Annotated in this window: 11 protein-coding genes and 3 pseudogenes; 5 read left to right on the top strand and 9 right to left on the bottom strand. The window is 70.9% G+C overall.

The window, feature by feature from the left end; all coding sequences use genetic code 11:
* The first annotated feature begins 360 nt into the window (after positions 1-360).
* Positions 361-1,773: an alpha/beta hydrolase gene (locus ACWC1K_RS20420; RefSeq protein ID WP_450833094.1), complete on the top strand. Its 1,413-nt coding sequence runs from the start codon at positions 361-363 to the stop codon at positions 1,771-1,773.
* 18 nt (positions 1,774-1,791) lie between these two features.
* Here the strand turns inward: ACWC1K_RS20420 and ACWC1K_RS20415 are convergent, their stop codons facing one another.
* Together ACWC1K_RS20415 and ACWC1K_RS20410 are read right to left on the bottom strand one after the other, a co-directional pair.
* Positions 1,792-2,937 carry an RNA polymerase sigma factor gene (locus ACWC1K_RS20415; RefSeq protein WP_450833093.1) on the bottom strand — a complete coding sequence of 382 codons (1,146 nt, stop codon included), beginning with the start codon at positions 2,935-2,937 and terminating at the stop codon, positions 1,792-1,794.
* Positions 2,934-3,353 carry a YciI family protein gene (locus tag ACWC1K_RS20410; protein WP_030926839.1) on the bottom strand — a complete coding sequence of 140 codons (420 nt, stop codon included), beginning with the start codon at positions 3,351-3,353 and terminating at the stop codon, positions 2,934-2,936. Before ACWC1K_RS20410 ends, ACWC1K_RS20415 begins: the two co-directional genes overlap by 4 nt.
* A 152-nt stretch (positions 3,354-3,505) precedes the next feature.
* Here ACWC1K_RS20410 and ACWC1K_RS20405 point away from each other — a divergent pair, with 152 nt between their 5' ends.
* A complete protein-coding gene (locus ACWC1K_RS20405; protein WP_450833092.1) occupies positions 3,506-4,246 on the top strand; it encodes a VOC family protein in 741 nt (246 codons plus the stop codon).
* Between the two features lie 366 nt (positions 4,247-4,612).
* Here the strand turns inward: ACWC1K_RS20405 and ACWC1K_RS20400 are convergent, their stop codons facing one another.
* A complete protein-coding gene (locus ACWC1K_RS20400; protein WP_450833090.1) occupies positions 4,613-5,452 on the bottom strand; it encodes a LysR family transcriptional regulator in 840 nt (279 codons plus the stop codon).
* Between the two features lie 94 nt (positions 5,453-5,546).
* On the opposite strand from ACWC1K_RS20400, the gene ACWC1K_RS20395 reads away from it, so the two are divergent.
* Entirely contained in the window at positions 5,547-6,284 is a 738-nt protein-coding gene (locus ACWC1K_RS20395) for an SDR family oxidoreductase (RefSeq protein ID WP_450833088.1), read from the top strand.
* Between the two features lie 308 nt (positions 6,285-6,592).
* Here ACWC1K_RS20395 and ACWC1K_RS20390 read toward each other — a convergent pair.
* The 4 genes and pseudogenes from ACWC1K_RS20390 to ACWC1K_RS20375 form a co-directional block, all read right to left on the bottom strand.
* Positions 6,593-6,835 (bottom strand): annotated as a pseudogene (locus ACWC1K_RS20390) (transposase); the annotation flags it as partial.
* Positions 6,836-7,050: 215 nt separating this feature from the next.
* A pseudogene (locus ACWC1K_RS20385) lies at positions 7,051-7,428 on the bottom strand (helix-turn-helix domain-containing protein); the annotation flags it as partial.
* Between the two features lie 126 nt (positions 7,429-7,554).
* The gene (locus ACWC1K_RS20380) at positions 7,555-8,094 is read right to left on the bottom strand and encodes a GNAT family N-acetyltransferase (protein ID WP_450833086.1); all 540 of its coding nucleotides are present in this window, start codon (positions 8,092-8,094) and stop codon (positions 7,555-7,557) included.
* Between the two features lie 309 nt (positions 8,095-8,403).
* Complete coding sequence (locus tag ACWC1K_RS20375; protein ID WP_450833084.1) at positions 8,404-8,784, bottom strand: winged helix-turn-helix transcriptional regulator; 381 nt, start codon at positions 8,782-8,784, stop codon at positions 8,404-8,406.
* 137 nt (positions 8,785-8,921) lie between these two features.
* Here ACWC1K_RS20375 and ACWC1K_RS20370 point away from each other — a divergent pair, with 137 nt between their 5' ends.
* Positions 8,922-9,329 (top strand): RidA family protein, encoded by a 408-nt coding sequence (locus tag ACWC1K_RS20370; RefSeq protein WP_450833082.1) that lies wholly within the window; start codon positions 8,922-8,924, stop codon positions 9,327-9,329.
* Between the two features lie 16 nt (positions 9,330-9,345).
* On the opposite strand, the pseudogene ACWC1K_RS20365 reads toward ACWC1K_RS20370, so the two are convergent.
* Together ACWC1K_RS20365 and rho are read right to left on the bottom strand one after the other, a co-directional pair.
* Positions 9,346-9,588 (bottom strand): annotated as a pseudogene (locus ACWC1K_RS20365) (hypothetical protein); the annotation flags it as partial.
* Positions 9,589-9,781: 193 nt separating this feature from the next.
* Positions 9,782-10,924 carry a transcription termination factor Rho gene (rho, locus tag ACWC1K_RS20360; protein WP_450833080.1) on the bottom strand — a complete coding sequence of 381 codons (1,143 nt, stop codon included), beginning with the start codon at positions 10,922-10,924 and terminating at the stop codon, positions 9,782-9,784.
* Between the two features lie 436 nt (positions 10,925-11,360).
* On the opposite strand from rho, the gene ACWC1K_RS20355 reads away from it, so the two are divergent.
* On the top strand, positions 11,361-12,281 hold the full coding sequence (locus ACWC1K_RS20355) for a zinc-binding dehydrogenase (RefSeq protein ID WP_450833079.1): 921 nt from the start codon (positions 11,361-11,363) through the stop codon (positions 12,279-12,281).
* Positions 12,282-12,519 lie beyond the last annotated feature (238 nt).

The following is a 12,519-nucleotide window of genomic DNA, read 5'->3' as shown; positions in this document are numbered from 1 at the left end:
GATGCCTCGCGTCGTCCGTGCGGAGCGATGAGGTCGCTCAGAGATGGAAGCGGCGTTCAACCGAACGGTTGAACGCCGCTTCCATGCGGTTCGCTCGGGCCGGCTCAGGTGTCGCGGACGGGGGATGGCTGCCGGCATGGCACCGGATGCGCATCTTGTGAGGGGGAGGAATATTGCCCCGGTACGGGATTCTCCGAGGTGAATGGCCCTTCCACCCATGACGACCTGCCAAGGTTGTGCATTCTATTGACGGCAGCGAAAAAACAGCCCTACATTCCTCGGCGTGTTCGCTCAGTGCACTGAGCATCTTCTCCGGCCCGCCCGCCCCGCACGCCCGCATCCGCCCCGAGGAGCCGCACCATGCCTGCCGGAACCCGTACCCGCATCCCCCGCACCCGTCTGCGTATCGCCCTGACCGCCCTGGTCACGCTGGCGTCCGCGGCGCTCACCACCCTGCCCGCCCCGGCCGCCCAGGCGGACACCCCGGCCACGACCCACCTCACCGGCACCCTCACCGACGGCGCCACCTGGATCGCGGACGTACCCGACCACTGGAACGGCACCCTGCTGCTGTTCAGCCACGGCTTCGGCCCCACCGTCGCCAGGGACGCCCCCACCGACGCCGTGCGCACCGAACTGCTCGCGGAGGGCTACGCCATGTCCGGTTCGTCGTACGACCCCCACGGCTCGATGTGGGCACTGAGCAGCGCCGAACGCGACCAGTTCGCCACGCTCGACGCCGTCACCGAGAAAATCGGAACCCCCCGGCGCACCCTGGCCATCGGCCAGTCCATGGGAGGACTCGTCAACGCGCAGCTCGCCCGCGACGGCGGCGGGCGCATTGACGGCGCGCTCGGCCAGTGCGGACTGGTCGCGGGCGGCACGGATCTGGACAACTACCAGCTGGACGCCGAGTACACCATCGCCCGCCTGCTGCTGCCCGGACAGGACGTGAAACTCGTGCGCTTCGGCACCTCCGCCGAGGCGTCCGCCACCGCCGACCTGCTCACCAAGGCGGTCACCGCGGCGCAGTCCACCCCGCAGGGCCGGGCCCGGGTCGCGCTGGCCGCCGCCTTCCTCAACCTGCCCGCCTGGTCGCCCGGAAAGGACCGGCCCGCCGCGACCGACTGGGCGGGCCAGGAGGAGCAGCAGTACGACTGGTTCGCGCAGGGCATCCTGTCGTTCGTCGAGGGCGGCCGGTACGCCATAGAGCAGTCCGCCGGCGGCAACAACTCCTGGAACCGGGGCGTGGATTACGCCCGACTGCTGGCCGGCTCGGAACACGCCTCCCAGGTGCGTGCCCTCTACCGGGCAGCCGGTCTCGACCTGCGGGCCGAACTGCGCACGCTGACCGAGGGCACCACGATCAACGCGGACCCCGCCGCGGTGAGCACCGCGCAGCGGACGTCCTCCGCGGGCCAGGGCCTCGAGGTGCCCCTGCTCGACGTGCACACCACCGCCGACAACCTGGTCCCGGTGCAGCAGGAGAACCGCTTCGCCGCCCGCGTGCGCGCCTCCGGCGACGGCGCGCTGCTGCGACAGGCGTACGTCGAGCGGCAGGGCCACTGCGCGTTCACCACCGCCGAGACCGTGGCCGCCCTGCACGCTCTCGAACACCGCGTCACCACCGGTCGCTGGGACGACGCCGCGACCCCGGAAGCGCTCCAGCGGTCCGCCACGGCGCTCGGTCTGGACGGAGCGGCGTACGTCGCCTACCGCCCGGCCCCGTTGACGGTCGGCCGCGACCGCCCGGCGTACCCCACCGACCGCTGACGTCGGGACGGCGAACGCTCAGTGCCGTCGGCGGGCGTTGAGGCGGGCGGCCTGGCGGGTCAGGTGGTCGCGTTCGGCGAGGTTGGACGCCTTGTGGGCCGCCTCGGCGTACAGCCGTGCCGCCGTCGCCAGGTCGCCGTCGCGCTCGTGGAGATAGGCCGCCACCGCGGCGTGACGGGGCAGTGCGGCGTCCAGCTCCGCGAGCGCCGCAAGGCCCGCGCGCGGGCCGTCGGCCTCGCCGACGGCCACCGCCCGGTTGAGACGGACGACGGGACTGTCGGCCACGCGCAGGAGCTCGTCGTACCACTCGACGATCTGCACCCAGTCGGTCTCCTCGGCCGCGGGCGCGTCGGCGTGCAGGGCCGCGATGGCGGCTTCGGCCTGATACTGGCCCAGCCGGTCCCGGGCGAGGGCGGCCTGCAGGACGACCACGCCCTCGGCGATCAGTTTCGTGTCCCACCGGCTGCGGTCCTGCTCGGCGAGCGGCACCAGGCTGCCGTCGGGCGCGGTCCGGGCGGCACGCCGGGCATGGTGGAGCAGCATGAGGGCGAGCAGCCCGGCCACCTCGGGATGGTCGATCGCGGCCGCGAGCTGCCGGGTGAGCCGGATGGCCTCGGCCGCGAGGTCGACATCGCCGGAGTAGCCCTCGTTGAAGACCAGGTACAGCACGCGCAGCACGGTGGCCACGTCGCCGGGCTGGTCGAAACGCACCTCGGAGACGGTGCGCTTGGCCCGGCTGATGCGCTGCGCCATGGTCGCCTCGGGCACCAGGTAGGCCTGGGCGATCTGGCGGGTGGTGAGCCCGCCGACGGCGCGCAGCGTGAGCGCGACCGCCGACGACGGGGTGAGCGAGGGGTGGGCGCACAGGAAGTAGAGCTGGAGCGTGTCGTCCACCGCGGGCGCCGGACCGGGCGCCGGCTCCTCCTCGACGCGGTCCTCACGCCGACGGCGGGCGGCGTCGGCGCGCGTCGCGTCCAGGAACTTGCGCCAGGCGACGGTGATCAGCCAGCCCTTCGCATCCCGCGGCGGATCGGCCGGCCAGACACGCAGGGCCTCCACCAGCGCGTCCTGTACGGCGTCCTCGGCCGCCGCGAAGTCGGCTCCGCGGCGGACGAGGACGGTGAGCACACTCGGCGTGAGGCTCCTGAGCAGGACCTCGTTCACCGGTGGGGGCACTCCGTGGTGCTGGGGTTCGCGGCCAGGAACGGGCGCACCTCCAGCCACTCGTGGATCGGCTTGCCGCCCGCCCCCGGGGCGGCCGACAGCTCCCCGGCCAGTTCGACGGCGCGCTCGTAGCTGTCGACGTCGATGACCATCCAGCCGGCGATGAGGTCCTTGGTCTCCGCGAACGGTCCGTCGGTGACCGGCGGGCGCCCCTCACCGTCGTAGCGGACCCATGCGCCTTCAGGGGCGAGTGCCTGACCGCCGACGAACTCGCCGGTCTTCTCCAGCCGGGCCGCGAAGTCGTTCATGTACTGCAGATGCGCCGAGATCTCCTCCGGTGTCCACTGGTCCATCGGCACGTCGTTGACCGCGGCGGGGGCGCCTCGGTAGTGCTTCAGCAGCAGGTACTTGGCCATCCTGGTTCTCCTCGGTGCTCGTGCGACCCATTGTGGTCGCGTGCACCCCGGGGACGGAGCCGGACGCGGGTTCTCGACATCGCCGCCCAGATCTTTTCTGCCGGGTGGCCGGTTCACCCGAGGCGGCAGAGCGGGTACCTAGGATCGTCGGCATGCCACTGCGACCTGTTCACGTGAACATCAAGGCTGTCGACCCCCCGGCGGTCGGCCGGTTCTGGGCGGAGGCGCTCGGCTGGAGCGCCTACAGCCCCGGCGTGACCACCTACGTCGGGCCCGCCGGCGGCCTCGTCTGGCCGCACCCGGCCGTCCTCGGTATCGACCTCGTTCCTGTCCCGGAACCCAAGACGACGGCGAAGAACCGCGTACACCTCGACCTCGCCACCACCTCCGCGGCCCATCAGGCGGAGCTGGTCGCGCGCCTTGAGGCTCTCGGCGCGACACCCGCCGACGTGGGGCAGGACCAGGTGCCGTGGACGGTCCTCGCCGATCCGGAGGGCAACGAGTTCTGCGTGCTGGAGCCCCGGGAGATCTACCGGGACACCGGGCCGATCGCCGCGGTGGTGGTCGACTGCGTGGAACCACGGGCCATGGCCCGGTTCTGGGGCGAGGCGCTGGACTGGACCCTGCACGAGGTGCGCGACGATCACGCGTCGCTGCGCTCGGCCAAGGGCGTCGGCCCGTATCTCGAGTTCCTCCGCACGCCCGACGGGAAAACCGTGCCGGACCGCGTCCATCTCGACCTGCTGCCGTACGCCGGTGACGACAAGGCGGCGGAGGTGACCCGGCTGCGTGCGCTCGGCGCCACCGACCTCGACCTCGGGCAGGGCGATGTCCCGTGGACATGCCTGAACGACCCGGAGGGCCACGAGTTCTGCGTCCTGGCCCTGCCCTGACGCGAGGCCGGACAACTCGCGGCCCGACCAGGGCAGTTGGGCGGCGGCCTTCTAGCGGCTCGTCTCGCAGCGTTGGCCGGGTAATCGATGTGCCGCCCGGCGGTCAGCGGACTGTTTCCAGGACCTGCTTGGCGTTGGTCGTGGGACGTCGCCCGGGTTTGTTCGTCGGCCGGTCAGCATGGAGGAAGGCTGCCGCGTGCAGCGGATCAGCCGGACGGCGAAGGACAGCTGCGGCGGGCGATCGTGGTGCGGATTTCCGCTCAGGGCGGCAGACCGTCAAGGACACTACCCTGCTGAGGCCGGGGCGTTGAGCTGCCAGTTGCCTGATCGAGGCTGTCGTCGGGTGGCCGCCTAACTGATCCGGGTTCAAAGGAGTGTTGCAACGCGGACCAGGTCAGCAACTGCACGCAGGCGGCTGTGCGGCGGCCAGGCGATCACCGTGGTCACAGGCGGAGCGTCCAGGACCGGCACCGCGGCGAGGTCCCGGCGCAGGTCGGTGCCGGCTGACTCGGGAATGACCACGGTGGTACGGCCGAGCGCGATCAGCTGGAAGACCTGTGTCAGGTTCCGTATCTCCGCGCCCGGGCCTTCTGGGTAGCTGCCGTCGGGACCGGGCCAGCGGGCCATCGGGAGCTTGGGCAGTGTGGTGACGTCGGCCATCCGGACCTGAGAGCGGATGGCGAGCGGGTGCGAGGCCGGCAGGATCGCGACCTGTCCCTCGGTGGACAGGGTTTCGGTGTCGAGCCCGGCTGCCGAGTCGAAGGGCAGGTGCAGCAGAGCCACGTCGGCTTGTCCCTCCCGCAGCAGCTGCCGGTGCTGGTGCGCCTCGCAGAGCAGCAGATCGACAGTGGCTGCGCCGGGTTCCGCGGCGTAGGCGTCGAGCAGTTTCGTCAGCAGCTCACCACCGGTGCCGGATTTGACGGCGAGCACGAGGCTGGGGTGTGCCGTGGAGGCCCGTTGGGTACGCCGCTCAGCCGCGGTCACCGCGCTGAGGATCTCGCGTCCTTCGGCCAGCAGCACGGCTCCGGCCTCGGTGAGCGTGACCTTGCGGCTGGTGCGTTCCAGCAGTGCGATTCCGAGCCGCCGCTCGAGCTGGGTGATCGCGCGGGACAGTGGCGGCTGGGCTATCCCGAGGCGCTGGGCAGCCTTGCCGAAGTGCAACTCCTCGGCGACGGCGACGAAGTACCGCAGCTCGCGTATTTCCATGGGTACAGGCTAGGACGGCAGACGGCTGAGATCGATACCGCTCGGGTATCGCTGCACTACCGAGCGGGTGTTGGTGTCCGGCCGCAGCGCAGGCATGCTCGTTTTCATGAGCGAGAAGACGATCGCGCTGATCACTGGCGCGAACAAGGGAATCGGATATGAGATCGCGGCCGGGCTGGGTGCGCGGGGCTGGAGCGTCGGTGTCGGCGCCCGGGACGAGCAGCGCCGGAAGGACGCTGTGGCGAAGCTGCGTGCGGCTGGTGTTGACGCGTTCGGCGTGCCCTTGGACGTGACCGACGCCGGGAGCGTGGCCGCCGCAGTCCAGCTGATCGAGGAGCGGGCAGGACGGCTGGACGTATTGGTCAACAACGCCGGTGTGGCCGGCGGCTGGCCGGAGGAACCGACGACCATCGACCTGGAGACCGTGCGGCGACTGCTGGAGACCAACGTCCTCGGCGTCATCAGGGTCACCAACGCGATGCTGCCCCTGCTGCTGCGTTCGGCGCACCCGCGGATCGTCAACCAGTCCAGCCACGTCGGCTCCCTGACACTGCAGACCACACCCGGCGTGGACCTAGGGGGGATCAGCGGGGCGTACGCGCCGACGAAGACCTACCTCAACGCCGTCACCATCCAGTACGCCAAGGAGCTGAGCGGCACCAAGGTCCTGATCAACAACGCCTGCCCCGGTTACGTGGCCACCGACCTCAACGGATTCAGCGGGACGCAGACCCCCGAGCAGGGCGCGGCGATCGCCATCCGGCTGGCGACCTTGTCGGACGACGGCCCGACCGGCCAGCTGTTCGACGACAGCGGGGTCGTACCGTGGTGACCTGACCTTGGATACGTTCCTCGTCGATCAGGCCGTGGCCACCCGTCCGCCACGTGCATCCAGCAAAGATCGCTGTCGCTGGGCATGGTCAGGCAGCCTTGGCCGGGTCCTCGGATCCACTGGCGGATCGGTGACCCGGACGCGAAACGGGTCTTCGGTTCGGCGTGGGCGTTGCGCCGGCGGATGCAGGCGGCGATGGCGGCCTTCGGTTCGGCGTGGGTGCGGTGGTCGCCGTTGAGGGCGAAGCAGCGCAGGGCGGCGAACTCTGACTCGATCCGGTTCCGCCAGGAGCCGCAGGTCGGCAGGAAGACCAGTTCGACGTCGTGGTCGGCGGCCCAGGTGCGGACTTCGGCATGCTTGTGCGGGGAGAAGTTGTCCAGCACCAAGTACAGCCTCTGCTCGGGCCAGCGTTGCCGCAGGGTCTTGAGCAGGCCGAGGAACTCGCGCCACCGTTTGCGTGTGCGGATCCGGTAGGAGATCTTGCCGGTGGCCAGGTCGAGGGCGGCGAGCATGTGCATCGCGCCGCCGTAGCGGTTGTAGGTGGCCCGCAGCCGACGGGGTCTGCCGGCCGGACGCCAGGCCTTCCCTTGCGGGGCATCAGGTTGAGCGGGCCGAACTCATCGACGCAGATCACCCGCCCGTCGGCCGGCGGGGCGTCGTATGACGCCGGGATCCGGTGCATCTTGGCGATGAAGTCCGGGTCGGTGGAGGCCTTCCAGGTGGTCGTGGTCTGCCAGGAGACCTTGCCCTCGCGCAGGATGCGCCGCAGCGTCTCCCGGCTGATCCGCGGCACGATGTGCCGGCCGATGAGATGCTCGGCGAGCTTGGTCAGGCTCCAGGTGGCAAAGCCGGTGACGCCCCAGTCGGCGGGGGACGTCCGGGCGATCAGGCGGATGTGCTCACGCACCCGCTCACTGATCGCCGGTCGGCGTCCCCCGCTCCATTTTGGGTCCAGAGCATCGAACCCCCGCTCGTTGAAGGCGTGGCCCACGTCGCGGACGTAGTCCTCGCCGACCTGCATCAGCGAGGTGACGTCCTTGACCGTCCGGCCCTGGGCGGACATCAGCACCACGATCGCCCGCCGCAGCCGTATCGGATCCTTCGACGACCGGCTGACCGGCTGCAGCCTGCGGCCCTCCTCCATGCTCACCGCCCGGACGAACACACTCGGCCGACGCCCCACGACCACCTCCAAGATCAGGACCTGGAGACAGTCTGCCGACCGCCGGACAACACGTCGATGGCCCGGCCAACGCTGCGAGACGAGCCACTATCTCGTCGAGCCGGGCCAGTCCTGGACGAGAAGCCCGAGCAGCACCTCGTCCAGGAACTCGCCCATCACCCAGGCCGAGGAGCGCAGGACGCCCTCGCGGACGAAGCCGTTGCGCTCGGCGGAGCGCAGCATCGCGGCATTGTCCGCCAGCGTCTCGATCTGCAGTCGGTGCAGGCCGCGCACGACGAAGCCGTAGTGGCACAGCACCGCGACCACGTCGGTGCCGTAGCCCTTGCCGCGGCAGGCCGGCAGCAGGCCCAGCCCGAGGTGCGCGGACCGGTTGTGGTTGTCGATGCCCCACAGCGTGGCGGTGCCGACGAGGGTGTCGCCCTCCAGCTCCACCACGGAGAACTTGACGCTCCGCTCGTTCGTGTCGTCCACGAACAGGCGCGGGTCCTTCGAACCGGGCGTGACCGGCCGCCACGGCCCGCTCTCGGCCCGGGAGGCGTTGACCACGTCGTCGTAGAGTTCGGCCCGCAGTATCGGGATGTCGTCCTCGTACCGGGCCCTGAGCCCGACCTTGCTGCCTCTGAGCATGCAAGGCTTCCTACCCGACCGGTCCCGCCGACGACAAACCAATAAAGGTCTCCTCAACTGCCGCGCGTGGGTGCCATGTCGACGCCGTCGTGGTCCAGAGCGGTCGACGGCCCATCCTTCTCCGTGTACGACGCGCGCTGCATCCTCAGCCCAGTGCTCGCCGACGGCCAGGCCGGGGAGAAGCGCTCATGGGCAATCGCCCCGGCGGAGGCGGAACGCAGTACCCGTGCAACTGAGTTGGCCGCTGTGCCTGCCGACCGGTTGGACGATGGCCGCGAGGAGCGTCACCTGCTGCGCGTCCACCGATCGTCAGGCTTCGAAACGCCGCCGGGCGGACTCGATGTGCTCGAAGTACCGGTAGGTCCATTCGCACATCCCGTCGACTGTCGCCCGCAGTCCGTGGCCCGCCTCGGTGAGGGTGTACTCGACGCGGGGCGGGACGGTGGGGTGGACGGTCCGTTCGGCCAGGCCGTTGCGCTCCAGCATGCGCAGGTTCTGGGTGAGCATCTTGTGGCTGATGCCCTCGACCCGGCTGCGCAGCTCGCTGAAGCGCAGGGTGCCGTCCCCCAGCGCTTCGATGATCAACAGCGCCCACTTGTTGGCGACGTCGGAGAAGATCTCCCGCCCCAGGGAGTCGGCGCGGCGCAGGTCGGCCTCTTCGGGCGAGCCGCTGAGCTGCTTGGTCACCATCTGGTTCCCCAGTCACTGAAAAGTGCGTTCTTCCATGTCAGCGCTCACTCTCCTACGGTTCCTGAGTAACCACAAGTGACCACAGGCTGGTCTGACGGACACGGGCTCGAAGGAGCCCGCGCAAGGAGGCGGACACCATGGCCATCACCCTGAAGAACCCGCAGGGACTGCCGAAGATCGACGTCTACCGGCAGGTGGCGATCGCTTCCGGTGCGAAGCTGGTCTTCATCGCGGGGCAGGTCGCCTGGGACACCGATGGGGTCACGGTCGGTGAGGGCGACCTCGCCGCCCAGGTCGAGCAGTGCTACCTGAACATCGCAGCCGCGCTGGCCGAAGCAGGCGGTTCCTTCCAGGACGTGGCGAAGCTGACCTTCTACGTCGTCGACTGGACCGCCGACAAGATGTCACCGCTCCTGGAGGGCCTCTCCCGGGCGGCCGCGAAGCTGGAGGTCACTCCGGTGCCGCCGACCACGCTGATCGGCGTGGCGGCGCTGGACGTCCCCGAGCACCTGGTCGAGATCGAAGCCACCGCGGTCCTCGACTGAACGTGGACCGCTGAGCCTCGAGCACTGGAGCGGACGCCTGCATACGGCCCTGTTCGAGTCTGTGGTGGTCGGTGCTCATCGAGGCGAGCTGGGCGACCTCCTCACGGCGCAGCCCGGCGACCCGGCGGGGCCTGCCCGTCTCCGGCAGTCCGACCGTGCTCGGCCGCAGCTCCGAACGGCGCTTGTTGAGGAATTCTCCCAGCTCGTTGAGGGGGCGTGCGCGGTCATGGGGCCCGGCATGACACCGAACGCGCTCCAGTAACAGGGAGAGAGTTTCCGGCTCCCGCTCATGGCGCTCGCCCTCAGCAGCGCCCCGCGCGTCCCCCCGCATCGTGGCCCAGCGCACGGCCCCAGCCCTTATGCGAACGGAGGAGGAACCCGTCCAGCCCCGTCACACCGCTGAAACGGCCGCACAGGGCGTCCGCCCGTCGGTGGCCGGCGCTCGGGCCGAGTCAGTCGGTGGGCAGTGTCGGCTGGATGCGGCGCAGGAACGTCGCGTTGTCGGGGGTGTCCCGCATGCGCTCCAGGAGGGTTTCCAGGCCGGCCTGGCCGTCGCGGGTCTGCAGCGCGCGGCGCAGGCCGCGCATGGCGGTCAACTCGGCCGCGGGCAGCAGGAGTTCCTCGCGGCGGGTGCCGGACGGGATGATGTCGACGGCCGGGAAGACGCGGCGGGCGGCGAGGTCGCGGCTGAGGCGGAGCTCCATGTTGCCGGTGCTCTTGAGCTCCTCGAAGAAGTAGTCGTCGGCGCGGGAGCCGGTCTCGACCAGCGCGGTGGCGAGGATCGTGAGCGAGCCGCCCTCCTCGGCCAGCCGGGCGGCGCCGAAGAACCGCTTGGGCCCGAGCAGCGCGGTCGCGTCGACTCCGCCGGTCAGGGTGCGGCCACCGGCGGCGGCCGCGTTGTTGTGCGCCCGGCACAACCGGGTCAGTGAGTCCAGCAGGATGACGACGTCCTCGCCGGCCTCGACGAGCCGCTTGGCCCGCTCGATGACGAGTTCGGCCAGGGCGATGTGCTGCTTGGCCGGCCGGTCGAAGGTCGAGGCGTACACCTCGCCGCGCACGGAGCGCCGCATGTCGGTGACTTCCTCGGGGCGCTCGTCGAGCAGTACCACCATCAGGCGGCACTCGGGGTGGTTGCCGGCGACGGCGGCCGCGATCTGTTGCAGCAGCACGGTCTTGCCGGTTTTGGGCGGGGCTACGAGCAGACCGCGCTGGCCCTTGCCGACGGGGGCGATCAGATCGGTGACGCGCCCGGTCAGGCCGGCCGCCGGGTGTTCCAGGCGGAGCCGGTCGCGCGGGTGCAGCGGCGTGAGGTCGCGGAAGTGGCGACGGCCGCGCAGTGCGTCGGGCGTGCGCCCGTCGACCCGTACGACCTCGGTCAGGGCGCGCCGGCCGTCGCGTACGCCTTCGACGAAGTCGCCCTTGCGCAGGCCGTGACGGCGGATCAGCGCGGGGGAGACCGAGACGTCGGAGGGCGAGGCCAGCAGGCTCGCGGCACGCAGGTGCCCCTTGCCGCCCGCGTCGATGTCGAGGACACCGGTGGCTGTCTGGGTCGTGGGCTCCTGCTTGACAGGGGGTTGTTCGAGAGTGGTGGTCATGGTGGTCGGTCCTTTCGAGGACGGATGGCATGAGACATGCGGAAGGAAGGGGTGGGATGCCGCGGAACGGAGGCGCACGGAGCGCCTTCGGCGGCAGGAACAGCACCTCGGACACGGCACAGCCGTGCGGTCACGAGGCGGTGCTGGAAAGCCGGTGCGCCGACCGGGAACGGTGGGCGATGCGGCGGACTGAAGAGGAACTGGCACCGGCGCCCTCAAAGGGGGCGTACACAAGTGCTGTCAGGACCGTACCACAACGCGTACGGCGCCAAACCGTTCTTCTGTACGGACCCAACACGTTGACGGCCTCGCCTATTCCGCGCATCCGGCGGAACTCGACGAGATGCAGCCGGGCGCCGCCCGGCGCGGGCGGGAAGAACTCCGGACCGGTCACAGTTGGCGTGGGACGAGTGTCCGACGACGAGAAGGGCAAGTCATGCGCGCACTGATCGTGGACCCCGAGGCACCTGGACGGCTGCGTCTGGGAGAGGCCCCTGATCCGCGGCCCGCGCCGGGCCAGGTGCTCGTCGAGGTCCGGCACACCTCGCTGAACGCCGCCGAGCTGTGGTTCGCGCAGCAGGCGGCGCCGGGCGAGGTGATCGGCTTCGATGCGGCCGGCGTCGTCGTGGACGCCGCGGCGGACGGCACCGGGCCCGCCCCGGGCAGCCGGGTCGTGGGATTTGCGGAGGGGGGCGGATTCGGGGCGCTGCGGGCCGTGGACGTGGCCGATGTCGCCGTGGTTCCGGACGCCGTCGACCTCGGCGAGGCGGCCACGCTGCCGGTCGCCGCGGGCACCGCGCTGCGGGCGCTCGACCAGGCGGGGTCGCTGCTGGGCCGCCGGGTGCTGGTGACCGGGGCCTCCGGCGGGGTGGGCGGGTTCGCGGTACAGCTCGCGCGGCTCGGCGGGGCGCAGGTCACCGCGGTGGCCGGGTCCGAGGACGGGCGGCGGTGGGTTGCCGAACTCGGGGCGGACGAGGTGGTGGGCGGGGTCGGTGAGGTGGCCGGGCCGCTCGACGTGGTCATCGACACGGTGGGCGGCGACCAACTGACCAAGGCCTACGGCCTGTTGGCGTCCGGCGGCAGCGTGCAGAACATCGGCTGGGCCTCGGGGCGGGAGGCCGTGCTGCCGGTGGGGTCGACGCTGGGCAGCCCGGCGCCCAAGGCGATCGTGTCGGTCTACAACGGCGGCGGACTCACCGACCGGCAGGCCCAGTTGGAGCGGCTGCTGAGCCTGGTCGCCACCGGGAAGCTGCGTGTGCCGGTGGGCTGGCGCGGCCCCTGGGGCAAGATCGCGGAAGCCGTGGAGGCGCTGGGCAGCCGTAGTCTGCGCGGGAAGGCGATCCTCGACATCGAGTGAGTCACGTCCGCGACATCGAGTGAGTTACGTCCGCCCCGGCGCCGTGATGCGTCTGCGCGCGCTCCGGGCAGGTATGCCGTTCGTGATCCTGGAGCTGATCCCGCTGCCGCCGGCGCCCGTGACAGGCCAGATGCTCACCTGGGTGATTGCCGCGCTGCCGTCACCACCACCTCCCTGGCCGCGTTCATCGCGGCCGTGAACGCCGTAACCGATCAACTGAACGGCGGCGCCACTGGTG

The sequence above is a fragment of the Streptomyces sp. NPDC001492 genome, from assembly GCF_053597275.1.
This window is presented reverse-complemented; position numbering and strand designations above follow the sequence as displayed.